The sequence below is a fragment of the Streptomyces sp. NPDC053493 genome (assembly GCF_044544825.1).
Lineage (GTDB): Bacteria > Actinomycetota > Actinomycetes > Streptomycetales > Streptomycetaceae > Streptomyces.
Genome location: NZ_JBITXS010000005.1, coordinates 64,088 through 89,211, shown reverse-complemented (window position 1 = coordinate 89,211; position 25,124 = coordinate 64,088). Strand labels below are relative to the sequence as shown.

General features: G+C 71.8%; 20 protein-coding genes. 2 read left to right on the top strand and 18 right to left on the bottom strand.

Going from position 1 to position 25,124, the window contains the following annotated elements:
* The first annotated feature begins 69 nt into the window (after positions 1 to 69).
* Positions 70 to 2,178 carry a protein kinase gene (locus tag ACIGO8_RS16620; RefSeq protein WP_399730309.1) on the top strand — a complete coding sequence of 703 codons (2,109 nt, stop codon included), beginning with the start codon at positions 70 to 72 and terminating at the stop codon, positions 2,176 to 2,178.
* A gap of 54 nt (positions 2,179 to 2,232) precedes the next feature.
* On the opposite strand, the gene ACIGO8_RS16615 is transcribed toward ACIGO8_RS16620, so the two are convergent.
* From ACIGO8_RS16615 to ACIGO8_RS16530, 18 genes are all read right to left on the bottom strand, one after another.
* Positions 2,233 to 2,832, bottom strand: a complete 600-nt coding sequence (locus ACIGO8_RS16615; RefSeq protein ID WP_399730307.1) for a hypothetical protein — start codon at positions 2,830 to 2,832, stop codon at positions 2,233 to 2,235.
* On the bottom strand, positions 2,829 to 4,646 hold the full coding sequence (locus tag ACIGO8_RS16610; RefSeq protein ID WP_399731277.1) for an alpha/beta hydrolase: 1,818 nt from the start codon (positions 4,644 to 4,646) through the stop codon (positions 2,829 to 2,831). Before ACIGO8_RS16610 ends, ACIGO8_RS16615 begins: the two co-directional genes overlap by 4 nt.
* 5 nt (positions 4,647 to 4,651) lie before the next feature.
* Positions 4,652 to 5,038 carry a hypothetical protein gene (locus tag ACIGO8_RS16605; protein WP_399730304.1) on the bottom strand — a complete coding sequence of 129 codons (387 nt, stop codon included), beginning with the start codon at positions 5,036 to 5,038 and terminating at the stop codon, positions 4,652 to 4,654.
* 208 nt (positions 5,039 to 5,246) lie between these two features.
* A complete protein-coding gene (gene mycP / locus ACIGO8_RS16600; RefSeq protein WP_399730302.1) occupies positions 5,247 to 6,641 on the bottom strand; it encodes a type VII secretion-associated serine protease mycosin in 1,395 nt (464 codons plus the stop codon).
* A 30-nt stretch (positions 6,642 to 6,671) separates the two neighbouring features.
* The gene (locus ACIGO8_RS16595; protein WP_399730299.1) at positions 6,672 to 8,216 is read right to left on the bottom strand and encodes a hypothetical protein; all 1,545 of its coding nucleotides are present in this window, start codon (positions 8,214 to 8,216) and stop codon (positions 6,672 to 6,674) included.
* A gap of 33 nt (positions 8,217 to 8,249) precedes the next feature.
* Positions 8,250 to 8,807, bottom strand: coding sequence for a hypothetical protein (locus tag ACIGO8_RS16590; protein WP_399730296.1), 558 nt, complete (start codon positions 8,805 to 8,807; stop codon positions 8,250 to 8,252).
* Positions 8,808 to 9,018: 211 nt separating this feature from the next.
* On the bottom strand, positions 9,019 to 9,624 hold the full coding sequence (locus ACIGO8_RS16585) for a hypothetical protein (RefSeq protein WP_399730293.1): 606 nt from the start codon (positions 9,622 to 9,624) through the stop codon (positions 9,019 to 9,021).
* Positions 9,625 to 9,725: 101 nt separating this feature from the next.
* A complete protein-coding gene (locus ACIGO8_RS16580; protein ID WP_399730291.1) occupies positions 9,726 to 12,089 on the bottom strand; it encodes a DUF6571 family protein in 2,364 nt (787 codons plus the stop codon).
* A 16-nt stretch (positions 12,090 to 12,105) separates the two neighbouring features.
* Positions 12,106 to 12,483, bottom strand: a complete 378-nt coding sequence (locus ACIGO8_RS16575) for a hypothetical protein (RefSeq protein WP_399730288.1) — start codon at positions 12,481 to 12,483, stop codon at positions 12,106 to 12,108.
* Positions 12,484 to 12,626: 143 nt separating this feature from the next.
* Positions 12,627 to 14,909: a xanthine dehydrogenase family protein molybdopterin-binding subunit gene (locus ACIGO8_RS16570; RefSeq protein WP_399730286.1), complete on the bottom strand. Its 2,283-nt coding sequence runs from the start codon at positions 14,907 to 14,909 to the stop codon at positions 12,627 to 12,629.
* A complete protein-coding gene (locus tag ACIGO8_RS16565) occupies positions 14,906 to 16,204 on the bottom strand; it encodes a (2Fe-2S)-binding protein (RefSeq protein WP_399730283.1) in 1,299 nt (432 codons plus the stop codon). The genes ACIGO8_RS16570 and ACIGO8_RS16565 overlap by 4 nt, the downstream gene beginning before the upstream one ends.
* Positions 16,201 to 17,088 (bottom strand): FAD binding domain-containing protein, encoded by an 888-nt coding sequence (locus tag ACIGO8_RS16560; RefSeq protein ID WP_399730280.1) that lies wholly within the window; start codon positions 17,086 to 17,088, stop codon positions 16,201 to 16,203. Before ACIGO8_RS16560 ends, ACIGO8_RS16565 begins: the two co-directional genes overlap by 4 nt.
* 233 nt (positions 17,089 to 17,321) lie before the next feature.
* Positions 17,322 to 18,995: a beta-N-acetylhexosaminidase gene (locus ACIGO8_RS16555; RefSeq protein WP_399730277.1), complete on the bottom strand. Its 1,674-nt coding sequence runs from the start codon at positions 18,993 to 18,995 to the stop codon at positions 17,322 to 17,324.
* 4 nt (positions 18,996 to 18,999) lie between these two features.
* The gene (locus ACIGO8_RS16550; RefSeq protein WP_399731274.1) at positions 19,000 to 19,785 is read right to left on the bottom strand and encodes a carbohydrate ABC transporter permease; all 786 of its coding nucleotides are present in this window, start codon (positions 19,783 to 19,785) and stop codon (positions 19,000 to 19,002) included.
* Positions 19,786 to 19,928: 143 nt separating this feature from the next.
* Complete coding sequence (locus ACIGO8_RS16545; protein WP_399730274.1) at positions 19,929 to 20,924, bottom strand: carbohydrate ABC transporter permease; 996 nt, start codon at positions 20,922 to 20,924, stop codon at positions 19,929 to 19,931.
* A 3-nt stretch (positions 20,925 to 20,927) separates the two neighbouring features.
* On the bottom strand, positions 20,928 to 22,229 hold the full coding sequence (locus ACIGO8_RS16540) for an extracellular solute-binding protein (RefSeq protein WP_399730272.1): 1,302 nt from the start codon (positions 22,227 to 22,229) through the stop codon (positions 20,928 to 20,930).
* A gap of 238 nt (positions 22,230 to 22,467) precedes the next feature.
* Positions 22,468 to 22,758 (bottom strand): DUF3039 domain-containing protein, encoded by a 291-nt coding sequence (locus ACIGO8_RS16535; protein ID WP_399730269.1) that lies wholly within the window; start codon positions 22,756 to 22,758, stop codon positions 22,468 to 22,470.
* A 29-nt stretch (positions 22,759 to 22,787) separates the two neighbouring features.
* Positions 22,788 to 23,348, bottom strand: coding sequence for a YqgE/AlgH family protein (locus tag ACIGO8_RS16530; RefSeq protein WP_399730266.1), 561 nt, complete (start codon positions 23,346 to 23,348; stop codon positions 22,788 to 22,790).
* A gap of 277 nt (positions 23,349 to 23,625) precedes the next feature.
* Here ACIGO8_RS16530 and murA point away from each other — a divergent pair, with 277 nt between their 5' ends.
* Positions 23,626 to 24,966: a UDP-N-acetylglucosamine 1-carboxyvinyltransferase gene (gene murA, locus ACIGO8_RS16525; protein WP_399730263.1), complete on the top strand. Its 1,341-nt coding sequence runs from the start codon at positions 23,626 to 23,628 to the stop codon at positions 24,964 to 24,966.
* Positions 24,967 to 25,124: the final 158 nt, after the last annotated feature.

The following is a 25,124-nucleotide window of genomic DNA, read 5'->3' as shown; positions in this document are numbered from 1 at the left end:
GCCCCCGCTCCCCTTCCCGCCCCCGTTCCCGCCCCCTCGGCTCCGTGCCTCCGACGACCACGACAGGACGTGACTTCCGTGAATCCGCTCGGCTTCGGCGACCCGCTACGGCTCGGGCCGTACCGTCTCCTCGGCGTCCTGGGCGAGGGCGGCATGGGCAAGGTGTACTTCGCGGCGGGACCGGACGGCCGTCCCGCCGCGGTCAAGGTGCTGCGGCCCGAACTCGCCCACGACCAGCACCTGGCCCAGCGGTTCGTACGCGAGGCGCACACCGCCCAGGCCGTCACGAGCCCGGGTGTGGCGCGGGTGCTCGGCGCGGAGCTGGAGGCCGGGCGGCCGTGGATCGCCACGGAGTTCCTGGCCGGGCCCACCCTCGCCGAGGCCGTCGACGGGCACGGCCCGCTCACCGAGCAGGCCGTACGGTCGCTGGCCGCGGCGCTCGGCGCGACCCTGCGGGACATCCACGCGGCGGGACTGGTCCACCGCGACATCAAGCCCGCCAACATCGTGCTCACCTCGGACGGCCCGCGCGTGATCGACTTCGGCATCGCCCGGCCCGAGCACGGCCTCACCCTCACCACCACCGGCCAGATCCCGGTCACCCCGGGCTACGGCGCGCCCGAGCAGGTGCTCGGGCGGCGGGTGACGGCGGCCGCGGACGTCTTCTCGCTGGGAGCGGTCCTCGTCTACGCCGCGACCGGCCGTCCCGCCTACGCCGGAGCCCATGTGGCGGCCGTGCAGTACGCCGTCGTGCACGAGCGCCCGGCTCTCGACGGGCTGCCGGCCGCGCTCCACCCGCTGATCGCGCCCTGCTTCCAGCACGACCCGGCGCTCCGGCCCGCTCCCGAACAGATCGCCCGCGTCTTCGCGCCCGACCGGAAGGCGGCGCGCGACGCGTGGCGGCGCGGTCCGCTGCGCGAGGAGGTGAAGCGGCGGGAGGCCGAGATGCGGCGCCAGCTGTCCTCCGCCGCCACGGCCGGCGCCACCACCGCCGCCACGACCACCGTCGGGTCCTCCCCGTCCGGGCCGAGCCGTCGGCGCTTCCTCACCGTCTGGGGCGCGGGCGGCGCCGTCCTGCTGGCCGGGGCCGGCACCGGGGGCACCCTGTGGTGGCTGCGCGACCGGCAGGAGTCGGCGCTGCCGCCCGCCGGCGACGCGCCGGCGGCCAGGCTCCTCGACCGGGCGAACGCGGGCATCCGGCCCACGCCCTTGTGGGGCCCGCTCGAGGTCGCCGCCTCGGGCCCGCTCCCGACGCCGGTGGTGCTGCGGGACGTGGTCGTCTTCGCGGCACGCAGCGGCGGGCTCACCGCCCTCAAGGTGGTCGACGGGTCGACCAAGTGGACACTGCCGGACCTGTCCGCCAAGGCCCGCCAACTCGCCGTCGGCGAAGACGACTTCGCGGCCGCGGACACGACCGGCCGGCTCGTCGTCCGTAACGCCTCCACCAGCGAGGAAAGGTGGTCGGTGGCGAACGCGGACGTCGCGTTCCTGCTCGCCGCCACCGCCGAGGGAATCTACTTCCTCACCCGCAAGGGGCAGCTGCGCGCCGTCGACACCGCCGGGCGGTCGATCCGCTGGACGGTGCCCTCGAAGGAGAGCGGCACGGACAGCACCGGCCCGTTCGCCGCCGTCGGCCGCGGCCGTCTGGTGCTCTCCGGCACGAACGGCGACGTCACGGTCCTGGACACCGCGACCGGTCGGGGTGTCTGGCACATCAAGGGCCAGTCGTCACAGGCGCTGCAGCCCGTCGTCGAGGACGACTCCGTCTATCTCGGCGGCCACACCCTCACCGCCGTCACCCTCACCACCGGCAAGCGGCGCTGGGCCGTCGACACCCACGGCGAGTGGGGCCCGCCGGCGCTCGACCCCGACGGCCTGACGGCCGTCGACGGCGGCCTCGCCTACCGCTACGAGAAGGACGGCACCCGCACCGAGCTGTGGATCGTCGACCTCAACAGCCCCTACCCGTCGATGCAGCAGCCGGCCGTCCAGGGCGACTGCATCTGGGTGATCGAAGGCGACTTCGAGAACGCGGGCGTCTCCGGCCTCTCCAAGGAGGGCAAGGACCGCCTGTGGACGTACGAGCGGGACAACTCGGGCCCCTGGACGATGGCCGCGGCCGGCAACCGGGTCTTCCTGCTCAGCAAGGGTAAGGTGGTGGCGATGCCGACGTCCTGAGTGCCGGCCGGGCCGCCCGCCCCGCCCGGCGCTCAGGGAGCGACGCGCCGGACGTCAGGAGGAGGCCGACGAGGACGGCAACGGCGTCGTCGAGGACCAGAAGTCCGACGTCACGTTCGGCGCGGTCGGCGGCTGGTTGCTGTAGTCGGGGCCGTTCGGCGGCGTGGTGGGCGGCAGCACCTCGGACTTGTCCACGCAGGGCGTGGTGATCTCGAAGTGGGCCTGTCCCTTCCAGCCGATCAGCACCTCCAGCTGGAAGCCGTCGGGCGTCAAGTAGTGCGCGGAGAGCTTGTCCACGCTCGTCGCGCGGAAGGCGTAGCCCTTGCTCCGCCAGTGCCGGTCCACCAGCCCGAGGAAGGCGCTGCGGCGCTGCTCCGAGATGATGGTCATGACCGTGCGTGCCCGGTCGGTCGAGCAGTTGCCCGGCATGGTCTGCCGGTGGGTCCACTGCACCGGCGGAACGATGGCCGCCATCGTCTCGTCGAGGATCTGGTCGGCGCGCTCGGCGGCCTGCTGCATGTTCATCTTCGGCTTCTCCTTCTCCCCTGAACCCGTGTTCCCGCCGGAACCCGTGTGCCCGCCTGCCGCCGTGCCGCAACCCGCGAGCAGCAGCACGACAGTCATCGCGGTGAGCGCCTTGTGCACCAGTTTCATCGGCGCGCCTCCGGAATCATCTTGCCGGGCTCTCCGGCGACGATCGCCGCGATGTTCTGCGCGGAGATCCGGTCCTTCTCGGGGGTGAAGTAGTTCGAGTGGGCCTCGACACCGGCCTCACTGTTCCAGACGTCGGGGAACTTCGGCCGGACGAGCGCGGGCCCGTCCTCCGTGCGGAAGCGGTTGGCGCCGAACGCCTCACTCGACGGGTCCTTGCCGAACCATACGTCGTCGTCGCCCGGGTCGCCCACGTCCGCGCCGATCGCACCGCCGGCGAAGCCGCCGAGCGGTCCGCCGAGGACGAAGCCGGCACCGGCGCCGATGAGACCGCCCTTCACCGAGCCGTGCGACGGGAGCTTCGTGACGATGTCGTTGTCGGCGGCGCCGACGAAGACGTGCTCCTTGCCGACACCGAGGTCCTCGGCCCGGTCGACGCCGACACCGGGGCTGCCCACCAGGATGATGTCGTCCGCGCCGGGGATGCCGCCGGGCTGCTGCGTGGCCTGGCCGACCGTGAGCGAGCCGTAGGAGTGGCCGATGGCGGTGATGTGCGGGTCGGCGTTCTCGTTCGTCGCCGAGATGCCGGCCATGAACGAGTTGTAGGCCGGGGCGCCGCGCTGAGCGTCCTCCTTGGTCATCACGTCGATGTCCTGCGGGGCGTCGTATCCCAGCCAGACGATGGACGCGCTCGAAGGATCGAGCTTCTGGGCGCCCACCGCCGTGTCGTAGGCGCGCTTGACCGTGCCGCCGGCGAATCCCTCGTCGAGCTTGGTGCCGAGGCCCGGCACGTAGGCGGAGACGTTCCTGGCGGTGTCCGGGTTTCCGTACGCGACGATGGCCCGGCCGTTGCCCTGGTCGCCGATGCCGAGCAGCAGCATGGGCGGCTGCGAGGGCGTGTTCAGCTTCTCCTGGATGCCGCGCAGACCGGCGAGCTTGGTCTCCGCGTCCTCGCCGCCCTGTTCGGACAGCTTGCCCATGAGCTGGGGCATGTAGGTGCGGTTGGCCTCGTCGCGGGCGAGCGAGGGTATGCCGTCCAGGTTGCCGACGGTGTCCGGGTAGACCGCCAGATACTCGATCCGCTGCTCCTCGGAGAGCCCGTCCCACCACGCCTTGCGCTCGGCAGGCGTGCCCTTGGTCGGGATGTCGTCCTTGAGCACGTCGTCGGCGGCGCCGTGCACCGCCTGACTGTCCCTGCTGACGTCGGCCCAGGTGCTCTCCGTGACGTCGAGGCCCTGCTCGGCCTTCAGTTGGCGTACGGCACCCGCGTACTGCCCGTCGATCGAGGTCGCCTCGGACAGCGCGCTCGCTATCGCGTCGGCGATGTCCTGGGCGCGGGCCGCGTTCGGATTGGCGTTCATCTGGGCCTGGACGTCGTCCATCATGCGGTTCCAGAAGCCGCCGCTGCCGTGCTGCACGGTGTCGCCGGGGACTTCCTTGCCGTCGTACTTGCCCTCGGCGGCCGGATAGCTGACGGATCCGTCCGCGTGCACGGTGAAGCCGTAGTGCTGGGCCTCGTCGAGCGCGTTCAGCAACTTCTTCTGCGGGCCGACGAGTTCCTCGGCGAGGCCGCTGAGCGCCGCCTCGAGCAGACCGCACTCGGTGTGTATGTACTGGAAGTTGCGTCCCAGCCGGCCGAGCCGGTAGGTGGCCATCATGGTCGACATGCCCTTGGTGGTGTCCGTCAGCTTGGGCACCACGTCGTTGTCGACCTGCTTGCGGGACTGGTAGGCGCGCTTGCTGACGTCGGCCCAGCCGCGGGCGGCCTCGAGCAGCTCGTTGAGCTTGAGGTCCTTGAGTTCCTGCATGGACACCATGGCGGTCACTCACCCGCCTTGGGCTTGTCGGCGGGCGCGGGAGCGATCGCCGAGAACCTCGAGCGCTGGTACGCCTCGAACTCGCCGTGGTCCTTGGCCACTTGGCGCAGCGGGCCCTCCAGTGCCCCGGCCTCGTCGCGCACGGACTTCAGGCGCTGCTGCCAGGAGAAGAGGACGGCGGTGAGCGCGGCCGTGGTCTCCAGGCCCTCGGTGTTGGCCTCCACGCCGTTGTGCGCCGTCTCCAGCTGGCTCAGACCGCCGTTGGTCTCGGACTGGATCTGAACGACGGCACCGGCCGCGTGCGTCCACGGCCCCTCGGTCTGCTTGAGGTCCGGCCCGGCCGCGCCACCTCCGCTGCCACCCGGGTCCATCGCCAGCCCGGCGAGGCTCATTCCCGGCTCGGCGGAGGAACCCCCGCCTCCATCGGCCTGAAGCAGTTGCTGCAGGCTTTGCGGCTGCGTCACTTCGGACACGGCACTCCCCCGTTTTCTGTTCACGCCACACGTCTATATCTGTGCACGGCAAAGCTACAGGCCGTACGCCGTTCGTACGCAAGTGCAATGAGAAGATCTGCAGCCTCTTCACAGGAGGCCGCGGAGATCAGCCGCCCTGGCCGTACGGAGGCTGCTGCGGGTACTGCTGGTGCTGCGGCGGGTACGGCGGCTGCTGCTGCGGGTACGGCTGCTGCTGCGGCGGCCCGTACGGAGCGTACGACGGCACCGGCGGAGCCGCCGGCGCCACCGCCTGAGCCGCCCCACGCCGCCGCGCCCGCACGACGACCGCCGCCACGGCACCCCCGACGACCAGCGCGGCCCCGACTCCGAGCGCGACCCACATCCCGGTGTTCCCGTCGCCCGACGAGCCGGCGGCAGCGGGCGGCTGCCCGGTGTCGGCGGTCGCGGGAGCGGAGGAGGCTCCGGCGGACGGCGCGGTCGAGGGCGACGGCGAGGCGGACGCCTCGGCGGCCGCGAGATCCGGCAGCGGGTAGACGTCGGCGGGCCCGGGATCGCCGGGGTTGGTCAGCGCGATACGGGGACGGACGCCTCCGTAACCGATGTAGTCGGTGCGCTTCTTCCCGTTCGTGGGCCCGCCTGCCGTGTTGAGCATGACGCGCAGGACCTGATTGTTGGTCCAGTCGGGGTGCTTGGCCCAGATGAGAGCGGCGGAGGCGGACGCGAGGGCGCTGGCGGAACTGGTCCCCTGCCCCTTGCAGAGCTGAGTGTTCTTACCGCACGCGTGCAGGATGTTCTCAGCCGGCGCGGCCAGATCGACCTGGGGGCCCGTCTGCGACTTCGGCCACCACGCGGCCTTCTCCGTCAGCCCTCCCACACCGACGACACCCGGCGTGGCAGCGGGATATTCGACGGCGTTGCCGGTATCGGCCGAGTTACCTACCGACGCAAAGATCAGCTTGTTCTTCGACAGCGCGTACCTGACCGCCTCGTCGAGCTCCGGACCGGTCTTCTGGTCACCGGCCGAGATATTGATGATCTTTGCCGGTGAATCCGCCGCGTACCTGATCGCCTTGGCGACACTCTGCGCGAAGGTGTCGGTCACACGGTTCTTCTGCTGCCACCGCTCCTGGTTGTACGGGAGCCGGATCGGCAGAATCTTCGCCTTCGGCGCGAGGCCGAACGACCCTTGCGTTGCGCCGCGCGCACCCGTGGCAGCGATCTCGGCCGCGATTCCGGTGCCGTGATCGTCGACGTCGTTGTTCTCGTCCCCGGACAGCAAGGAGAAGTCCTTGCCGGGAAGCACCTGTCCCCTCAGGTCCGCAATGGAGTCGTTGACGCCTGAGTCGAGGACCGCGACGACGACGCCCTCACCCTTGCTGATCTTCCACATCTCGTCCGCCTTCATGGCGTCGAGGTGCCACTGCATGTCCCGTACGGACTCGGCGTGTGCCGGCGTCGCACCGATGCCCAGCAGTGTCAGGGCCAAGCCGGCCGACGCCAGGGAGCCGAGCCGCCGGGCCCGTCCACTGCTGGTGCGCATCTGTTGTCTCCGCGTCCTTCTTCTACGAGGTCAGTCGACGACCGGGGGCACGATCGGGCGCCGGCCCTGCTGCCAGGTCTCCTCGTCCTCGACCAGGTAGTCGGGACGCTCTCCGTTGCGCTCGTCGCGGTCGTCGGCGCCGTTGCGCGCGCCGGCACCGTGGATCCCGGCACCGCGACCCGCGACCGGTCCCGTCCCGGCGCCCGACTGGCCGCCGCGCACGAGCCCCGAGCCACCGGGAGTGAACGGCTTGGCACCGGCCTGGCCGGCCTTCTGGGCCTTGCCGCCGACCACGCCGCCCTGCTCCGTCGCGAGCCGGCGGCCCGCCGCCATGCCCCGCTCGCCGGGACGGCCGGCGTGAGGCTGCGTGGCGCCGCTCGTGCCGCCGCGGCCGTACGTCTGCTCGTTGCCGATCACGTTGCTGCGCGGGATGCCCGTCGTGGGACGGCCACCGTTCGTCGGCGTCGGCTTCCCGCCGAAGATGCCGGTCTCCCGCGGCAGACGACCCGCGGTGGTCCCGCCGGGACCGAAGGGCCCCGGACGCCCGCCCGGCAGGCCCTTGGCGGTGCCACCGGTGGTCGGCAGCGGTCCCGGACCGGTGGGGCCGGTGATCAGCGGAGGCGGCGTGAACTGATTGCCTCCCGGGAAGGTGGTCGGCACATCGGGCTTCACCGTGCCGGGCCCGGGCGGAGTCGTGGGCACGGTCGGGACGTCCGGATGAGTGATCACGGAGTCGATCCCGAGGTCCGCCGGAATCTCCGGGTCCGGAGGGACCACGTGAGTCGGCGTGGGGCGCACGGTGCCGCCGTGGTCGACCGTGCCGTCGGAACCACGCACGGTGCCGCTGTCGGAACCGGTGTCAGGCCGACCACCGATCTTGTCAGCGGTCATCACGCCGCGCGTGGACGACGTGCTGCTCGTGGAGGCACGCCCAGGCACCTGGACGTAAGTGTCCTTCTCACGCCAGGCGTCGTTCATCCCCGCCGGCGGCGGGAACTCCGGCCTCGGCGCGCTGTTCACCTGCTGGCCCGTGTGGGTGTACGTCTGCCCGAGCGAGCGCAGCTTCATCAGCGCCTCGATCCGGGTCCGCTCCCGCAGCGTCGCCGCCGCGTTCATGTCCTCGCTCAGCGACTTGACCTCGGTCTTGCCCGCTTCGGGGTCGTGCCGGGCCGCGTTCAGCGCGCGCTGGGCGGACGCGTAGTTCGTCTTCGCCGAGGCGCTGGACTTGGCGAGCTCGTCGACGCCGCTCTTCGCCTCGGCCATGGCCTGTGCCGAATAGGAAAGGGCCTTGCTGGCCAGCTCCGTGTACTCGGCGAGGTAGAAGGTGGCGCTCGCCGTGGCCGCCGTCCACTCGGTGAAGGCGTCGGCTCCCTTGCCCTGCCAGCTGAGGCCGCCGGAGGCCCGGGCGCGCAGATACTCCGCGATCTTCGTGATCTCGGTGGCCGCCTTGCCCAGCTTCTCCGACAGGGTCACGGCGCGATCGTGATTGATGGGAGTGAGCATCGCCAGCAGCTGCTCGTTGGTCAGGCCGTCGAGCGGCGTCGTTTCCGCCGCCGGTGCCTTGGGCTTACCCATGCGACTCTTCCCCCGTTTCCATCCAGTCGTTCACTAGAAGCCGGCCTGCGTGCCCGAGGCTCCGCCCGCGGACGGTGCGCCGTCCGGGAGCGGCGCGTCCGACGTACCGCCCATGGTGGTCTGGGCGTTGGCGCCGCCGTGGCCCTTGCCCTGGTTCTGCAGCTCGGTGATCTGCGCGTTGAGCCGCTGCATTCGCGCGCGGATGTCGTCGTCGATGTCCTGGTACCCGTTCTTGGAGAGGTCGATCGCGATCTGCATGCTCTCCATCTGGAGACCCAAGACCTTGCAGAACGTGCGGAGTTCCTCGCGGACGACGTTGTACGTCCCGAAGAGGAACTCCGCCTCCTTGAAGCCCGGGCCGGCGAGCGCGCCCTGCTCGAGCCACTCCTCGCCGATCTTGCTGGGACCGGCGTCCGACTTCTCGAAGTCGGCGAGCAGTGCCTGCACCCGGGTCTTGAGGTTCGCGAGCTCGCTCACCTCGAAGGCCAGGCTCGCGGCCGCCCCGGCCACTGCCCCGACCGGGCCCATCAGCCCCAGGTAGGGGGCCACCGCGCCGATCGCACCGCCCCCGTTGTCCAACGCCTCCGCCATCGTCGCCTCCCCGTTCGACACGTCAGGAGTTCACTGTAGTCAAGACGACGGACACAGCGCACCTCCGGGTTGCACACGCAACGCCAATCGTACGGTTACGACTTGGCCACAACGACCTTCAACCCGCCCCTGGTCGGAAGCCGCTCCCTCGCGCCTCCCTCCGGCGGGTTTCTCGCTGCGAATGCCCACGATGCGCACCTGACCGCCCGCGTCACGCCCCGCTCGGCCCCGGCGGCCACACCTTCCTCGGCTTCTTCGCCTTGATCACGGGCGTCGCGGGCAGCCCGGCGTCGTCCGCGCAGCCCAGCTTCCGCACCATCGCCAGCATGACCGAGTGAAGCACCACCAGGTTGTCCTCGCGGGTGGCGACGGTGTCCGGGGTGGTGGACTTCAGGACGTCCAGAGTCCCGCGGATGCGGGCGGGCTCCTTGTCCGAGCCCTTCAGCAGGGGGCTGACGCACCTGGTGTAGAGGTAGGCCTTCCGGTAACCGGCGGATGCGTCGACTGCCATCTCGTACGGGTACATGAAGGGATCGACGACGTGCTGCCCCGGCGCTTTGGGGCCGTAGAGATCGAACGAGACGCGGAGGCGGTGCGGGCCCGGATTCGCGAAGACGTAGCAGTCAGCCGACTCGCCGGCCCGGTCCTCGTCCCCGCGGTAGTCGGACTCCAGCTGCGTCTTCGCCCGGTCGAGCCAGCCCTCGGTCGGCGTATGGCCGAACACGGCGGAGTGGAAGACCTCCGTGACCAGAGCCCTTTCAAGGGCGGGCGCCGCCGCCCCGGACACGGCGCCGTCGCACTGATCCTCCGCCGTCACCCTCGGCCTGGGATTCTCCTCGTGCCCGCAGGCGGTCAGAGCGAGCACACCGGCCACCACGATCCCTGCGGCCCTGCGGCCGCCCCTCCTGATCACCCCTGTCACCCCTCGTCCGATGCGCCGGTCTGAGGCAGAGCGCCCTGCCGTTTCTGACGGAGGTAGCCGTCGTTGTAGCCGTCGTTTCGCGATTCGACGAGGTGCTGCTGAAGAGTCTCGTCCAACTCGCCCCGGTGGTAGGCGAGAAAGCGGTCCAACGGGGCGTCGGCACTGGCCTTTCCCCAGGCGTACTGGGCGGCCTGATCCTCGCGGATCTTCTCTTCGACGTCGCCCTTGTGGTCTTCCTTCGCTTTGTCCGACCAGTCACCGACGACCTGGCCGGCCAGCGTCTCCATGGCACCGCTGCCCGTGTCCACGGCAAGCGGCACCAGGACGGCGGCCACGCCGGCGGCCGCCGCCGTCGCCGGCAGGAACGCGACGCCGGCGGCGATCGCGGCCGTCGTACCGAACTCGATCCACGCGCCCCTCGCCTCCTGCGCCTTCTCGTAGTCCTCCTGGACCTTCAGCCCCTCGGCCTCGATCTGGCCCGCCCGGGCGTGGTCCAGAAGCCCCTGCATCATGGCGCCCGTCGTGACGGCCGCTTGCCCGCGCCCTTCGACGAGCCGGCCGTGAGCGTCGAGCTCGCGTTCCAGCACGCTGGTGACATAGACACGCTCCGCCGTCGACACTGTCGCGTAGGCGTCCGGGTGCTGCCCGAGCGCGCTGAGGAAGCCGATCGCGTCCTTTGGCTCGAAGCTCGGGTGTGCGGCCAGTGCCTTGATGTCCGTCCCCCACGGTCCGTAGACGTCACGCGCCACTTCGCCCTCGGCCAAGGAACGGTTCAGGTCGTCGATGTACCCGGCGGCCATCGTGCCCAGGCTGTCCGCCAGGGCGGAATGGTGCTCCTTCAGCAGCCCGGCGTCCCCGTACGTCGTCACGACGTCTCGCATGATCTGCGCGGTGACGTCGTCCCGGGCGAGCTTCGGGTCCGGGTCGTCCCAGGTGTGCCCCAGTGTGGCCGCCTCCAGCGCGTGCCCGAGCGCGTCCGGCATGTAGTCCGCCGCAGCTTTGACGTCGTCCGGATGACGCCCGTCGGTGTCCGGAAAGAAGGCGTACTTCTCGTCGGTGAAGAGGGACAGATAGGACTTCGGCGTCCCGTCGGGCATCGTGCCGAGCGTGTAGGGGCCCGACTTGGCCGTCCCGTCCTTCTCGTACTCGACCGGCTCCTTCGAGAAGAACTCCTTCGCCGCCTCCGGACTGTGCCCGAGCGCCTCCAGCACCGGCACCATCGGGTCGTAGCCGGCGCCGTTCGTCCCGGACGGGTTGAAGGGGTTGTGGTGGAGGCCGCCGAAGCCCTTGGTCGCGGCGAACATTTTCGGGTCCTTCGCGTGCAGCTGCGTCACGTGCTCGGCGATCGGCACGAGGAAGCGGGGGCTGTAGTCGCCGTACCGCAGGATGCCGCCGAGAAGCTGATAGCCGAAGGGTGCGTTGAGGTCGTTCTTCGCCAGCGGAACGTGTTCGGTGCCGAGCCGGCGCATCTCGGTGGACCACCGGTCGGCCCAGGCGCTGTCGGACCGGCTCGCGGTGGCCAGGTTGAGTCCGAGGTTCTTCTGGAGTTCCCGGACGTCGGTCAGGCGCTCCTCGTCGACCTTGCCGTAGGTGTACGTGCTCGCCGACAACTGTCCGAAGAACTCCAGCGATTCCTTCGGTCCCAGGCCGTCGTAGAAGGCGCGGGCGAACTCCTTGGAGGTGCTGTTGTCCGCGAGCAGCTCGTTGAGGCGTTCGAGCTCCGCGTGGGTCAGGCTCCGGCCCTTCTTCGCGAGCTCCAGGGCTCGGTGGGCCTCCTCCGCGTCGAGGCTGCCGTAGGTCGGCGCACTGAAGTCGTGCCGGCCGGTGGTGACGTCGGCTCGCAGCGCGTTGGCGCAGGCGGCATCGGCGTCGTCGCAGGTCTCGAGGATCGCGTGGATCCGCTGCTGCAGCGCGCCGATGTTCTCCTCCTCCTGCCGGATCAGGGCGAGATAGTCCGGATCTCGGCGCAGTTCGGGGTCGTTCATGGTGGAGATCGGCCGGACGGCCTCGACCACGCCCGTCGGCGTGACCTTCAGCTGCTGCTTCGGCGCGTCGGTCTCGGCGATCGCCTTCAGGTCGTTCTGCGCCTTCTCGAAGGCGGCGTAGCCCTCCTTGAGGACCCGGTGGATGCCCGCCGCCGCCTTCGCCGCGTCCGTGAACTCCTTGGCCGTCTTGTCCACGAACGGCTTGGTGACCTCGGCGTTCACCCCACGCCAGTACTCGTCCTTGGCCTTGGCGGCCATCGTGGTGCGCGCGTCCTCCGCGAGGCGGTCGAGCCTGGTCTTCATCTCGGCCCAGTGATCGACCGCGGTCTTCAGCTTGCCGAGCGACGCGTGGATCACGTTGTCGTACGTCAGCATGGTGAGCGCCTCTCGCCTACTTCAGGTACCGGTCGATCTGCGACACCGCGAGGGCCGTTCTGATGTCTTCCTCTTCGCGCGCGTGCGACGCCGCGCTGTAGTCGAGGTGATTGGAGATGTGCGCGCACGCGTCGAGGAGGGTGCGCAGCTGCGAACCCCACGCCTCGTGGACGGCGATCAGGGCCGCCCCGGTGCGGAAGCCGTTCCTTGTCAGGTCGGCGCCCGCCACCGCCGTTTCGGCGCCCGCGTGGTTGCCGTCCTTGGTGAGACGGCCGTGCAGGGCGTACGCGGCGCTGCCGAGGGCGCCGAGCCGGTCCTGGTCGACGCTCAGGTCCGCGACCGCGCCCTTGGCTCCGGCTGTGCGGGCGGAGGCCCACTCCTGGTCGAACGACACGTTTCCCCCTCAGTTCCGTTGCCCCAGAACCCGGTGGTGCGGGCCGATGCTAGGGCAACGTCACCGACGGCGGCCGAGGGCAGCCGTTGGTTACGGCTGTCCTCGGCCACGTTCGGCGAGTGCGACGGGCGCCGCGGGCGGGCTCAGGCCGTGACGACCGCTGCCTGGGGCCGGATCGGGAGGCGGTTGACCGGGCGGCCGGTGGCGGCGCGGACTGCGGAGGCGATGGCGGCCGGGGAGGTGACGACGGGGACCGCGCTGGCGGGTTTGGCGCCGAAGGGGGCCACGACGTCGCGTTCCTCGACGAGTTTGACGATGCGAATGTCGGGGGCGTCCAGGGCGGTGGGAAGGGCGTAGCCCGTCAGGTCGGGGTGGCGGACCAGGCCGCGGGAGGTGCGGAGGTTCTCGGTGAGGGCCGCGCCGACGCCCTGGGTGACGCCGGCCTCGATGCGGGTGGCGAGCTGGGCGGGGTTGAGGATGCGGCCGACGTCCTGGGCGACGGCCATCTCGACGACGCGGACCGTGCCCAGTTCGACGTCGACGTCCACGACCGCGCGGATGGCGCAGAAGGCGAGGCCGACGAAGGCGTCGCCCTGGCCGGAGTCGTCGAGGGGCTCGGTGGGGTGGGGCCGGCACTGGGCGGTGGCCCAGAGTTCCTTGCCCTCCATGGCCTCGCTGACCGTGGTGGACAGGACGCCGTCGTACGAGGTGATCTTGCCGTCGGTGATCTGCAGGAGTTCGGTCGACATGCCGAACTTGTGGGCCAGCGGCTGGAGCAGCTGGGTGCGGACCATCTTGGCGGCGCGTTCGACGGCGCCGCCGGAGACCCAGGTGTGGCGGCCGTGGGTGGCGGGCCCGGCCGGCGGCTGGTCGGTGTCGACGGAGGCCACGTGGACCTCCTCGACGCCCAGGGTCTCCTGGACGATCTGGCGGGCGAGCGTCGTGAAGCCGGAGCCGGTGTCGACCGCGGCGCAGATGACGGTGGCGACGCCGTCCTGGACGCGGACGGTGGCCGTGGAGACCTCGTCCGTGCCCTCGGCGCCCAGCATGTGCACCATGCCGATCGCGTAGCCGACGCCCCGCCGCACCGCGCCCGGTTCGCCCGCGCCGTCCGGGCCGCCGGGCAGCAGCCAGTCCTCCTCGGGCGCGTCCATGGGAAGGGCGGGCAGCGGGAAGTCGCGTACGGCGGCGAGGAGTTCGGCCACCGGGGCCGGGCAGGTGACGGTCTGGCCGGTGGGCAGGATGTCGCCGGTGGCCAGGACGTTGCGCATCCGCAGTTCCGCCGGGTCGACGCCGATCCGCGCCGCCAGCTTGTCCATCTGCGCCTCGTACGCCGCGCACACCTGCATCGCGCCCTCGCCCCGCACATGGCCGGACGGCGGGTTGTTGGTGCGTACCGCCCAGCCCTCGACGAAGGCGTGCGGGACGACGTACGGGCCGCAGGCGAAGGCGACGGCGGCGGCCAGCGACTCGGACGACGAGTCGGCGTACGCGCCGGCGTCGAGCAGGATCTGCGCCTCGACCTTCACCAGACGGCCGTCGGCGTCCGCGTGGTGGCGGTAGCGCAGCAGGGTGGGGTGGCGGTGGGCGTGGCCGAGGAACGACTCCTCGCGGGTGGCGGTGAGCTTGACCGGGCAGCCGGTGCGCAGCGCGAGCAGGCCGAGCGGGATCTGGAAGCCGGGGTCCTCGCGGTCGCCCGTGGCGCCCGGAACGCCGGTCACGACGACCTTGACCTGCTCGGGCGGCAGGCCGAAGCAGGCGGCGGCGAGGTCGCGGTCGGTGTGCGGGTCGGTCGAGGCGGTGTAGATCTCGACGCCGCCGTCGGGGCGCGGCACGGCGAGCGCGGCCTCCGCGCCGACCGGCGCGGTGTCCTGGCGGCCGATCCGGTACAGGCCCTCGACGACGATCTCGCCGGTCGCCTCCGGGTCGCCGTAGCTGAGCGGGATGTGCCGGATCAGGTTGCCGTCCGGGTGCAGCGGCGGCGCGGCGAAGGTCTGCTCGGGGTCGGTGACCGGGTCGAGGAGTTCGTACTCGACGGCGATGGCGGCGGCCGCGAGCCGGGCCGTGTCGGGGTGGTCGGCGGCGACGGCGGCGATGGCCTCGCCGTGGTGGCGGACGAGTTCGGCGGCGAAGACGGGACGGTCGGCGACCTGGCGGCCGTAGGTGGCGGCGCCGGGCACGTCGGCGTGGGTGATCACGGCCCGTACGCCGGGCATCTCGGCCGCGGCCGTCGTGTCGATCGACACGATCCGGGCGTGCGGGTGCGGGGAGCGCAGGATCGCCGCCCACAGCAGGCCCTCGGCCCACAGGTCGGCGGCGTACGGGAAGGTGCCCTCGGTCTTCGCCCGCGCGTCGGCCTGCGGGAGCGAGACGCCGAGCCCGAGGAGGCCCTCGGCGGGCTCCGTGGTCGTCGGGTCGCTGCTCACGCCGTGCCTCCGTCGTGCGGGTGGGGGATCTGGTGCGGGATGCGGGCCGTGGTGGCGGCCTCGTCCGGGGCCTCGGACGCCGCGCCGCGCTCGGCGACGACCTCGCGTACGGCGTCGAGGACGCCCCGGTAGCCGGAGCAGCGGCACAGGTTGCCGCAGAGGGCCTGGCGGGTCTCGCGCTCGGTCGGGGCGTGGTTGCCCTCGAGCAGGTCGTGCACGGTCATGGCCATGCCGGGGATGCAGAAGCCGCACTGGACGCCGCACTTGGCGAGGGCCCGCTGGACGTCGGACGGTTCGCCGTCCACGGCCAGGCCCTCGACCGTGCGCACCTCGCTGCCGGCCGCGGTGGCCGCCGGCACCAGGCAGGACGCGACGAGGCGGCCGTCGACCTGCACGTTGCAGGCGCCGCACTCGCCCTGCGAGCAGCCGTCCTTGGCGCCGGCGAGACCGAGGCGCTCGCGCAGCACGTAGAGCAGCGACTCGCCGATCCAGGAATCGGTGACGGGCCGGTCGACGCCGTTGACGCGCAACGTGTACGAGGAGTGCGGGTGCTCCTCGCTGTCCGTGGACAGGTCGGCGGGGAACGGCTCCGGCAGCTGCTCCGGCTCGAGCGCGGCCTCGGGCGCGACCGCGGGGACGGCCTCGACCGCGGGGACGGCCTCGACCGCGGGCTCGACCTCGGGCGCCACCTGGGGCTCGGGCTCCTGCTCAGGCGTCTCCTGTACGGATGCCTGTACGGATTCCTCTACGGGTACGGGCTCGGGCTCCGGCTCCGGTTCCGCCACCGCCCAGGGTGCCGGGGCGCCGCCCGGCAGCGTCGCCGGGGCGCCGTTCGTGTACTGCGCCAGGCGCGACGCCGTGTACTCGCCCGACTCGTCCAGGCCGTCCGCGCCCTCCTCGACGGTCGGAATCGTCCACTGCCCGGTCTGGCCGGTCTGGCCGGTCTGGTCGGTCTGCTCGAACTGCCCGCCCTGCTCGAAGGGCCGGAACGCCTCGTACGACTCCTGGTGGGCCTGGGCCTCGGCCTCCTCCGCCGCCGGCATCTGCACCGTCCAGCTGCCGGTCGTCGCCGGGTCCGTGGCCATCGGGGCCAGCGGCTGCAGCGGAGTGATCATCGGCGGAACGTAGCCGTGGCCCGGCGCCTCCAGCGGGACGCCCTCCAGCATGAACTCCGGCGGCAGCTGGACGAAGGCGGTGGCGTCGCCGTCGTAGCCCTCGCTCTGCGGGATCGGCTCCCAGCCACCCGTACCGTGCTGGTGCTGGTGCCGGTGGTTCTCCTGTGCTTCGTCGCTCACGACAGCGCCCTCCCCAGTGCACGTCGGGCCAGCGCGGCGACCGTGCGCCGCAGGTGCAGTACGGCCGGGGGCAACTGCTCGTCCCCCTGCGGGTCGGGAATGCAGGCGGCGGCCACGTACTCGCCGAAGGCCGCCAACGCCTCCGGGGCCAGGCCCCGCTCCGCGTCCCAGTCCACCAGCGAGGCGATCCACTGCTCCGCCTCCAGCGGCCGCAGCGGCATGGGCGCGATCGCGCCCACCGCGCAGCGCACCCCGCGCCGCGCCGGGTCCAGGACGACGGCGACGGAGGCGGTGGCGCGGGCCGGGCCGGTGCGGCCGGTGGCCTTCAGGAAGACCTGGGGAGCGTGCAGCAGCGGTACGCGGACGAAGGCGACCAGCTCGCCGGGGGCCAGCAGGTCCCGGCCGGCCAGGAGGTGGCTGACGGGCATCTCTCGGGTGCCGAGCGGGCCGACGACGACCAGCTCGGCCTCCAGGGCGGCCAGCACGGGCAGGGAGTCGCCGGTGGGCGCGGCGGAGACGACGTTGCCGCCGAGGGTGCCGGCGTTGCGGATCTGCGGCGGGCCGGCGACGCGGGCGGCGGCGGCCAGGGCCGGGATGAGGGCCGCGAAGTCGGGGCGGCCCATCCGGGCGTGGGTCAGGCCCGCACCGAGCAGGGCGTGGCCGTCCTGGTACTGCCAGCCGCGGATCTCGTTGATCCGGCCCAGGCCGACCAGACCGGCGGGGCGCAGCTGCCCGCGGTTGACGGCGGCCATCAGGTCGGTGCCGCCGGCCACGGGAACGGCCGCCGGCATGGCCGTGAGCGCCGCCACTGCCTCGTCGAGCGAGGCGGGCAGCGTCACGGACCGCGCCGTGTGTGGTGCCGTCTGTGGTGCGTGCGTGGTCAACCCGCTGCCCCTTCCCGGTGTCCCGGTGATCCCCGACCGTCCCCGGCGCTCACGCCTGTGTGGCCGTACCGTACGTGCTCACGGCCCGGACGTGGCAACTCTGGCACATCTTCCGAGCCGTACGTCGCGAGGGTCCGCGAAGGACGGTTCCGTCCCGGAGATGCGGGGAGGTCCCTGGAGCGACGGTAACTCCCGTTTCGCCTCTCTTGGGAGAACGCGGGGCGATACGTGCCTCACACGTTCGGGGGTGCCGTGGGCGCCTCCTCGGTGGGCAGGCCCCGGACGCCGGGCCGGCGCTGCCAGGGAAGGGGTCCGGCGGGCCGGCGGTAGTCCACGCCGAGGGCGTCCAGGCGCCGGTAGTGGGTGGTCATGCGGCGCTCGAACCCGGCGAGGTCGCGCGCGTCCGGGCCGGGCAGCCGGGACCAGGCGACCTCGGCGAAGGCGGCGAGGCGCGGGTAGGTCTGGTAGTCGACGCGGGCCCGGTTCTCCGTCACCTCGGTCCACACGTTGGCCTGGGTTCCCAGGATGTGGGCGGCGGCCTCCGGCGCGAGGCCGGGCGGCACCGGCTCGTAGCGGTAGACGTCCGCGAGGGTCCTGACCGGGCCGACGGGCACCGGCTCGTCGTCGCCCGGCGCCTGACGGTAGTCCAGGTAGACGTGCTGGGCGGGGCACATCACGACGTCGTGACCGGCCTCGGCGGCGGTGACACCGCCCTCGTCACCGCGCCAGGAGGAGACCGCCGCGCCCGGTGTGAGGCCGCGCTCCGTCGTCCCGCCCTCCAGGATCTCGTCCCAGCCGATCAGCCGGCGGCCGCGGGCGGCGAGCCAGCGGTCGAAGTGCCGGACGAACCAGGACTGGAGCCCGTCCTCGTCGCCGACGCCGAGTTCCCGGATGCGGGCCTGGGCGGCCGGTGAGGCCTTCCACTGGTCCTTGGGGCACTCGTCGCCGCCGATGTGGACGAAGGTGCCGGGGAACAGGTCGAGCACCTCCTCGAACACGCCCTCGTAGAAGCGCAGGACGTTGTCAGTGGGGGCGAGTACGTTCGGATTGACTCCCCAGGTGTCCCAGACGGAGAGGGCGGTGGTGTCGATGACGTCGGTGTTGCCCAGTTCGGGGTACGCGGCGAGGGCGGCCTGCGAGTGGCCGGGCACGTCGATCTCGGGCACGACCGAGATATGCCGGTCGGCGGCGTAGGCGACGATCTCGCGGATGTCGTCCTGGGTGTAGTAGCCGCCGTGCGGCGTGTCGTTCCACAGCGGCGACTCCCGGTGTCCCCACTTGGTCCGCGGCCGCCACGCGCCGACCTCGGTGAGGCGCGGGTGCCGCCGGATCTCGACGCGCCAGCCCTGGTCGTCGGTGAGGTGGAGGTGCAGGACGTTCAGCTTGTGCGCGGCCATCAGGTCGAGCTGGCGCAGGACGTCGTCCTTGGGCATGAAGTGGCGGGCGACGTCGAGCAGGAGGCCGCGCCAGCGGAAGCGGGGCCCGTCGGTGACGGTGAGCAGGGGCAGGTCCCAGTCGTGCCCGGCGGGCGCCACGCACGCCCGGCGGTGCGCCTCCGGCCCGAGGAGTTGCCGGAGGGTCTGGGCGCCCCAGAACACCCCGGCGGCACCGCCGCCTTCGATGACGACGGCCGCGTCGGCGACGGAGCCGTCGGTGGACAGCAGATAGCCCTCGGGGCCGTACGCGCGTTCCACGTCCGCGCTGATCCGCAGCCGGATCGCGTGCGGTCCGGAGCCGTCGGCGAGGGTGAGTCCGGTGGCGGCGCCGAGCGTCGTGCGCAGCCAGCGTGCGGTGTCGTGCGTGCCGGGTCCGGCGTCGAGGCTGGCGCGCTCGTCGAGGGCGAAGTAGCCGGCGGCGCGGCACTCGGTCCGCAGCGGCGCGGGGATCAGGTCGGGTTCGAAGGGCATCGCGTCAGTCCTTGACCGCTCCGCCCAGTCCCGAGACCAGGCGGCGCTGTACGAGTACGAAGAAGACGAGGACCGGGACCGTCATCACGGTCGATCCGGCCATGATTCCTCCCCAGTCGTTCTCGTCCGGCTTGAAGAAGACGAGCAGCGCCATCGGCAGGGTCGACTGCGAGGTGTCGCTGATGAGGAAGGACTTCGCGAAGAGGAAGTCGTTCCAGGTCGAGATGAAGGAGAAGACGCTCGTCGCGACGAGCCCCGGGAAGACCAGCGGGAAGAGGATCTGCCACAGGAAGCGGGTGCGGCTCGCGCCGTCGATCCGGGCCTGCTCCTCCAGCGCCTCGGGCACCGCCCTGACGAAGCCGCGCAGCATCCAGACCGCGAAGGGCAGCGAGAAGGCCAGGTGCGGGAGGATCAGCGAGCCCAGCGTGTTGAGCTGCCCGAAGTCCCGCATGAGGAAGAACAGCGGGATGGTGAGGGCCTCGACGGGGACCATCTGCGCGACCAGGAACAGCACGAGCAGGGTGGTGCGGAAGCGGAAGCGGAAGCGGGTGACGGCGGTCGCCGCGAGGAAGGCGATGACCGCGGAGGCGAGTACGACCGTGCCGGCCACGATCAGCGAGTTGAGGAAGTAACGGCCGAAATCCTGCTGTTCGAAGACGCGGCGGAAGGAGTCGAGGGACGGGGACAGGGTCCAGGGCCGGGGCGTGGCCGACTGGATCTCGCCGGCCGGTTTGAGTGCGGACAGGACCATCCAGTAGAGGGGGAAGGCGACGACGGCGGCGACGAGCAGGGCCGTGGCCTCGGCGGCGAGCCGGCCGGGACGGCGGACGCGGAGGCCGCGCGCGGGAGCCGTGGGAGCCGGGCGCGCGGCGGACCCGTTGGGCGCGGTGGGCCCTGTGGATGCGGCGGGCCCTGTGGATGCGGTGGGTGCGGTCACAGTTCTTCTCCCTGGCGGCGCAGCAGCCGGAGGTATCCGAGCGTCACCGCCAGCAGGATCAGCAGCATCACGACGCCGATGGCCGAGCCGAGGCCGTACTCGGACGAGGCGAACGCCTTCTGGTACGCGTACACGTTCAGGACGAGGTTCTGGCCGGCGATGCCGCCGCCGCCCGTCATCACGTAGATCTGGGTGAAGACCTTGAAGTCCCAGATGACCGACTGGATCGTGACGACCGTGAGGATCGGCCGCAGCATCGGGGCCGTGACGGAGCGCCAGATGCGCCACTGGGAGGCGCCGTCGAGGGCGGCGGCCTCCAGGACCTCGGACGGGACGGCTCTGATGCCCGCGTACACGGTCGTCGTCACGAAGGGGAACGAGCACCAGACGACCTCCATGAGGACCAGGGCGAAGGCGCTCCAGCGCCCGTAGGTCCAGGAGAAGTCGCCGAGTCCGAGGACCCGGTTGACCGGCCCGTGGTCGGGGTCGAAGAGGAAGACCCAGACGGTGGAGCCGGTGACGGCGGGTGTCGCCCAGGCGCCGAGCGCCGCCAGCATCAGGGCGAGCCGCGGCAGGGCGCGGACCCGGGTGAGCAGGACGGCGAGCGCGCAGCCGACGGCGAGGGTGGCGAGCACGCAGGCGGCGGCGAAGAGCACGGTGGCGAGGAGGACCTGCCAGAACCGCGGGTCGGAGAAGAGCTCGGTGTAGTTGCCGAGGCCCCGGAAGGAGGTGGGCTCGCCGCCGCTGACCTGGGCCTGGGTGTAGGCGAGGAAGGAGATCAGGCCGAGCTGGTAGACCGGGTAGACGAGGAGTCCGCCGAGGACGGCGAGCGCCGGGAGCAGATAGAGCCAGGGAGTCAGGGCGGAGTCGCCGCGGCGTGCGGCCGTGCGCCGGCCGGCGCCGCGCGCGGGGCCTCGGCCGGAGCTCGGTGCGGGTCCGGGAAGCCGCGCGGAGGCGTCTTCCTTCGTACGGGTGCCGAAAGCCGCCGTCATGGGTCAGCCCGCGGCGGCGAAGGCCGCGTCCATCTTCTTCGCGGCGTCGTCGGCGGCGGTCTTGACGTCCTTCCGGCCGCTGACGACCTCCTGGAACATGGTCGGCAGCACGAGCGAGGCGTCGATCCGGCCCCAGCCGGCGGAGGCGGGCACGAACCTGGCGCCGGCGGCGAGGGTGTCGGTGAAGGGCTTCACGAAGGGCTCCTTCCGCGCGGCCTCGGCACGGACGTCGGTGTACGTGGGCAGGAAGCCCATCGCGTCGAAGAGCCGGCCCTGGGTCTCCTTGCCGGCCAGTGTCTTCACGAGGTCGACGGCGAGGGTGCGGTGCGTGGTGCTCCTGAGGACGCCGAGGTTGTTGCCGCCGGCGAAGGCGGGCGCCACGGAGCCGGGGGCGGTGCCGGGCAGCGGAACGACGGCGTACTTGCCCTTCACGACGCCCGCCTCGACGGCGGCGTGGCTGAAGTCGCCGCCGATGGCCATGGCGGCCTTGCCGGAGGCGAAGGCGGTGACGGTGGCGTTGCCGCCCATCGGCGCGCACTTGGCGGCCGGGCAGTTGTCGTCGCCGAAGAGGGAGGTGTAGGCGGCGATGCCCTTGCGGGCGGCCTCGCTGTTGACGGCGGACCGGTAGGAGTCGCCGTGTGCGGTGGCGAGTTCGCCGCCGTGGGCCCAGAGGAACGGCAGGGCGCCGTAGGTGTACGCGCCGCCGACGGCCAGGCCGTAGAGATCGGGCTTCGCCCGGTGGACCTTCCGCGCGGTGGCGATCAGCTCGTCCTGGGTCTTGGGTGCGGCCAGGCCGAGTTCGGAGAAGACGTCGGTGCGGTAGTAGAGGGCGCGGACGCCGACGAAGAGCGGGGCGCCGTAGACCTTGCCGTCGACGGTGACGGAGGCCCTGGCGGCGGGGTCGGTGTCCTTGGCGTCGGGCCAGGCGCCGAACTCGGCGGTGATGTCCGCGAGTCCGCCGTCCTTGACGTAGCCGGCGGTGTCGGTGTTGCCGTACTCGACGACGTCGGGCGCGGAAGCGGGGTCGTTGAAGGCGGCCTTGATGCGCTGGGCGCGGGTCTCGACGGGGATGTACTCGACCTCGGCCTTGGCGCCCGGGTGCCGCTGTTCGAAGGCGGCGACGGCCTGGTCGACGACCTTCTGCTTGGGCGTGTTGCCGACCTCCTGGAAGAGCCAGACGCGCAGGGTGCCGCTCTTGTCGTCGGTGGCGGAGGCGCCGCCCGCGGCCGGCGGCGCGCAGGCGGCGAGGGTCAGCAGGGCGACGGGCAAGGCGACGGGCAGGGCGATGCGGGCAGGAAGCTTCATACGGTCCCCTCCGAGCGTGTTGCAACATACGCAACGGGCGTTTCGTGCTGCACAACACGCGAGAGGTTAGGGGCGGGCCGGGGCCACGACAAGTGGTCTCAACCACTCTGTGACCGCCCGAAGCACTCCGTGCAACTCCGCGCACCTTCGTACGACTCCTGCAACGACGACGGCCCCCGGCACACGCACCGCACGGGTGCGCACGCCGGGGGCCGTCCCCGAACGGCGGGAAGCCGGGCTACTTGCCCTTGCCGCCCTTGTCCTTGTCCTTGTCTCCGCCGGAGCCCATGGACTCGTAGATCTCCTTGCACATCGGGCAGACCGGGTACTTCTTGGGGTCGCGCCCCGGGACCCAGACCTTGCCGCAGAGTGCCACCACGGGAGTGCCGTCGAGGGCACTCGCCATGATCTTGTCCTTCTGGACGTAGTGGGCGTAGCGCTCGTGGTCACCGTCGCCGTGGGACACCTGCGGCGTCGGCTCCACGAGGGTTCCCGTACCTGTCCCGCGCTCGGGCTCGAGAGTGCTCATGGGTCCCAAGGGTACTGAAAGAGGGCGTGTCAGTTCAGCGAAGGGTCGTCCGGATAGGTGGCGATCATCGCGAGCTCGCCGCGCTGACGGCGCAGGACCTGGCGCCAGAGGGTCTCGGGGCGCGGCGAGGAGACGTCACCGGGCTCGGACTCGACCACGTACCAGGCGCCGTCACCCAGCTCGGCCTCCAGCTGGCCCGGGCCCCAGCCCGCGTAGCCGGCGAAGATCCGCAGGGCGCCGATGGCGGGGCCGAGGAGCTCGGGCGGGGTCTCCAGGTCCACGAGACCGATCGCGCCGTGCACCCGCCGCCAGCCGATGGGGCCCTCGTCGCCGGGAATCACCGCGATGCCGAGGGCCGCGTCGAGCGAGACCGGACCGCCCTGGAAGATCACGCCGGGCTCGCCGGCCAGATCGGCCCACGGGGCGAGGATGTCGCCGACCGTCACCGGGGTGGGCCGGTTGAGGACCACGCCGAGGGAGCCCTCGTCGTCGTGGTCGAGCAGCAGGACGACCGCGCGGTCGAAGTTGGGGTCCGCCAGCGCGGGCGTGGCGACGAGCAGTCGGCCTGTGAGCGAGGACACCTCGGTCATGCGACACATGATTCCGCATCTTCGTCGATCGCGGAGGGTGTCGCCGGGGTTGTACCGGCCGGTCCGGGGTAGGCGTGCGCCGTCGCAGCTCGCCCGGGCGCTTGAAGGAGGGGTGACAGAGCCAACCGGACGGTGACGCTCCGCAAGATCACGGGGACGGAGGGTGTTGTGCCGAATTCATTACATTCGCGGGGCCCCCTCAGCCACACAAGTGGGGTCTGCTTGCCCCTTACCCTTTTCTCTGGCCACCCGACCGACGACCCGGAACGCGAGATTCATGACCGGCACAGACGATGTCCTGCTTGTCCACGGCGGAACCCCGCTGGAGGGCGAGATCCGCGTCCGCGGCGCGAAGAACCTCGTGCCCAAGGCGATGGTCGCCGCCCTGCTCGGCAGCGCGCCGAGCCGCCTGCGCAACGTGCCCGACATCCGTGACGTCCGGGTGGTCCGCGGGCTGCTGCAGCTGCACGGCGTGACGGTCCGCCCCGGCGAGGAGCCGGGCGAGCTGATCATGGACCCGACGCACGTCGAGTCCGCCAACGTGGCCGACATCGACGCCCACGCCGGCTCCTCCCGTATCCCGATCCTCTTCTGCGGCCCGCTGCTGCACCGCCTCGGCCACGCCTTCATCCCGGGCCTGGGCGGCTGCGACATCGGCGGCCGGCCGATCGACTTCCACTTCGACGTGCTGCGCAAGTTCGGCGCGACGATCGAGAAGCGCGCGGACGGGCAGTACCTGGAGGCCCCGCAGCGGCTGCGCGGCACCAAGATCGCCCTCCCGTACCCGTCCGTCGGCGCGACCGAGCAGGTGCTGCTCACCGCCGTCCTCGCCGAGGGCGTCACCGAACTGTCGAACGCGGCCGTGGAGCCGGAGATCGAGGACCTCATCTGCGTGCTGCAGAAGATGGGCGCGATCATCGCCATGGACACCGACCGGACCATCCGGATCACCGGTGTCGACAAGCTCGGCGGCTACAACCACCACGCCCTCCCGGACCGTCTGGAGGCGGCCTCCTGGGCGTCGGCGGCGCTCGCCACCGAGGGCGACATCTACGTGCGCGGCGCGCAGCAGCGCTCGATGATGACCTTCCTCAACACCTACCGGAAGGTCGGCGGCGCCTTCGAGATCGACGACGAGGGCATCCGCTTCTGGCACCCGGGCGGCTCGCTCAACGCGATCGCGCTGGAGACGGACGTGCACCCCGGCTTCCAGACCGACTGGCAGCAGCCGCTGGTGGTGGCCCTGACCCAGGCGTCGGGCCTGTCGATCGTGCACGAGACGGTGTACGAGTCGCGGCTCGGCTTCACCTCGGCGCTGAACCAGATGGGCGCGCACATCCAGCTGTACCGCGAGTGCCTGGGCGGCTCGGACTGCCGTTTCGGCCAGCGCAACTTCCTGCACTCCGCGGTCGTCAGCGGCCCGACCAAGCTGCAGGGCGCGGACCTGGTCATCCCGGACCTGCGCGGCGGCTTCTCGTACCTCATCGCGGCCCTCGCGGCGCAGGGCACGAGCCGGGTGCACGGCATCGACCTGATCAACCGCGGCTACGAGAACTTCATGGAGAAGCTCGTGGAGCTCGGCGCCAAGGTCGAGCTGCCGGGCAGCGCGCTGGTCTGACCGGCGCCCGCGCCCAGCACAGGCGTACGAGAACGGCCCCCGCCACAGTGGCGGGGGCCGTTCTCGTACGAGCTGACGCCGGCCGCGCCCGAGGGCCCGCGGCGGCTTCCGAGGCCCGCAAGCCGCCTCCCAGGCCCCGCGGCCGCGCTCCGAGGCCC

Coding starts and splice junctions, on each gene's coding strand:
- ACIGO8_RS16615 (WP_399730307.1), bottom strand. CDS start 2,832: ATGAAACTGGTGCACAAGGCGCTCACCGCGATGACTGTCGTGCTGCTG.
- ACIGO8_RS16590 (WP_399730296.1), bottom strand. CDS start 8,807: ATGGCGGAGGCGTTGGACAACGGGGGCGGTGCGATCGGCGCGGTGGCC.
- ACIGO8_RS16610 (WP_399731277.1), bottom strand. CDS start 4,646: ATGGTGTCCATGCAGGAACTCAAGGACCTCAAGCTCAACGAGCTGCTC.
- ACIGO8_RS16545 (WP_399730274.1), bottom strand. CDS start 20,924: ATGACGGCGGCTTTCGGCACCCGTACGAAGGAAGACGCCTCCGCGCGG.
- ACIGO8_RS16595 (WP_399730299.1), bottom strand. CDS start 8,216: ATGGGTAAGCCCAAGGCACCGGCGGCGGAAACGACGCCGCTCGACGGC.
- ACIGO8_RS16535 (WP_399730269.1), bottom strand. CDS start 22,758: ATGAGCACTCTCGAGCCCGAGCGCGGGACAGGTACGGGAACCCTCGTG.
- murA (WP_399730263.1), top strand. CDS start 23,626: ATGACCGGCACAGACGATGTCCTGCTTGTCCACGGCGGAACCCCGCTG.
- ACIGO8_RS16555 (WP_399730277.1), bottom strand. CDS start 18,995: ATGCCCTTCGAACCCGACCTGATCCCCGCGCCGCTGCGGACCGAGTGC.
- mycP (WP_399730302.1), bottom strand. CDS start 6,641: ATGCGCACCAGCAGTGGACGGGCCCGGCGGCTCGGCTCCCTGGCGTCG.
- ACIGO8_RS16605 (WP_399730304.1), bottom strand. CDS start 5,038: ATGAGCCTCGCCGGGCTGGCGATGGACCCGGGTGGCAGCGGAGGTGGC.
- ACIGO8_RS16580 (WP_399730291.1), bottom strand. CDS start 12,089: ATGCTGACGTACGACAACGTGATCCACGCGTCGCTCGGCAAGCTGAAG.
- ACIGO8_RS16540 (WP_399730272.1), bottom strand. CDS start 22,229: ATGAAGCTTCCTGCCCGCATCGCCCTGCCCGTCGCCTTGCCCGTCGCC.
- ACIGO8_RS16530 (WP_399730266.1), bottom strand. CDS start 23,348: ATGACCGAGGTGTCCTCGCTCACAGGCCGACTGCTCGTCGCCACGCCC.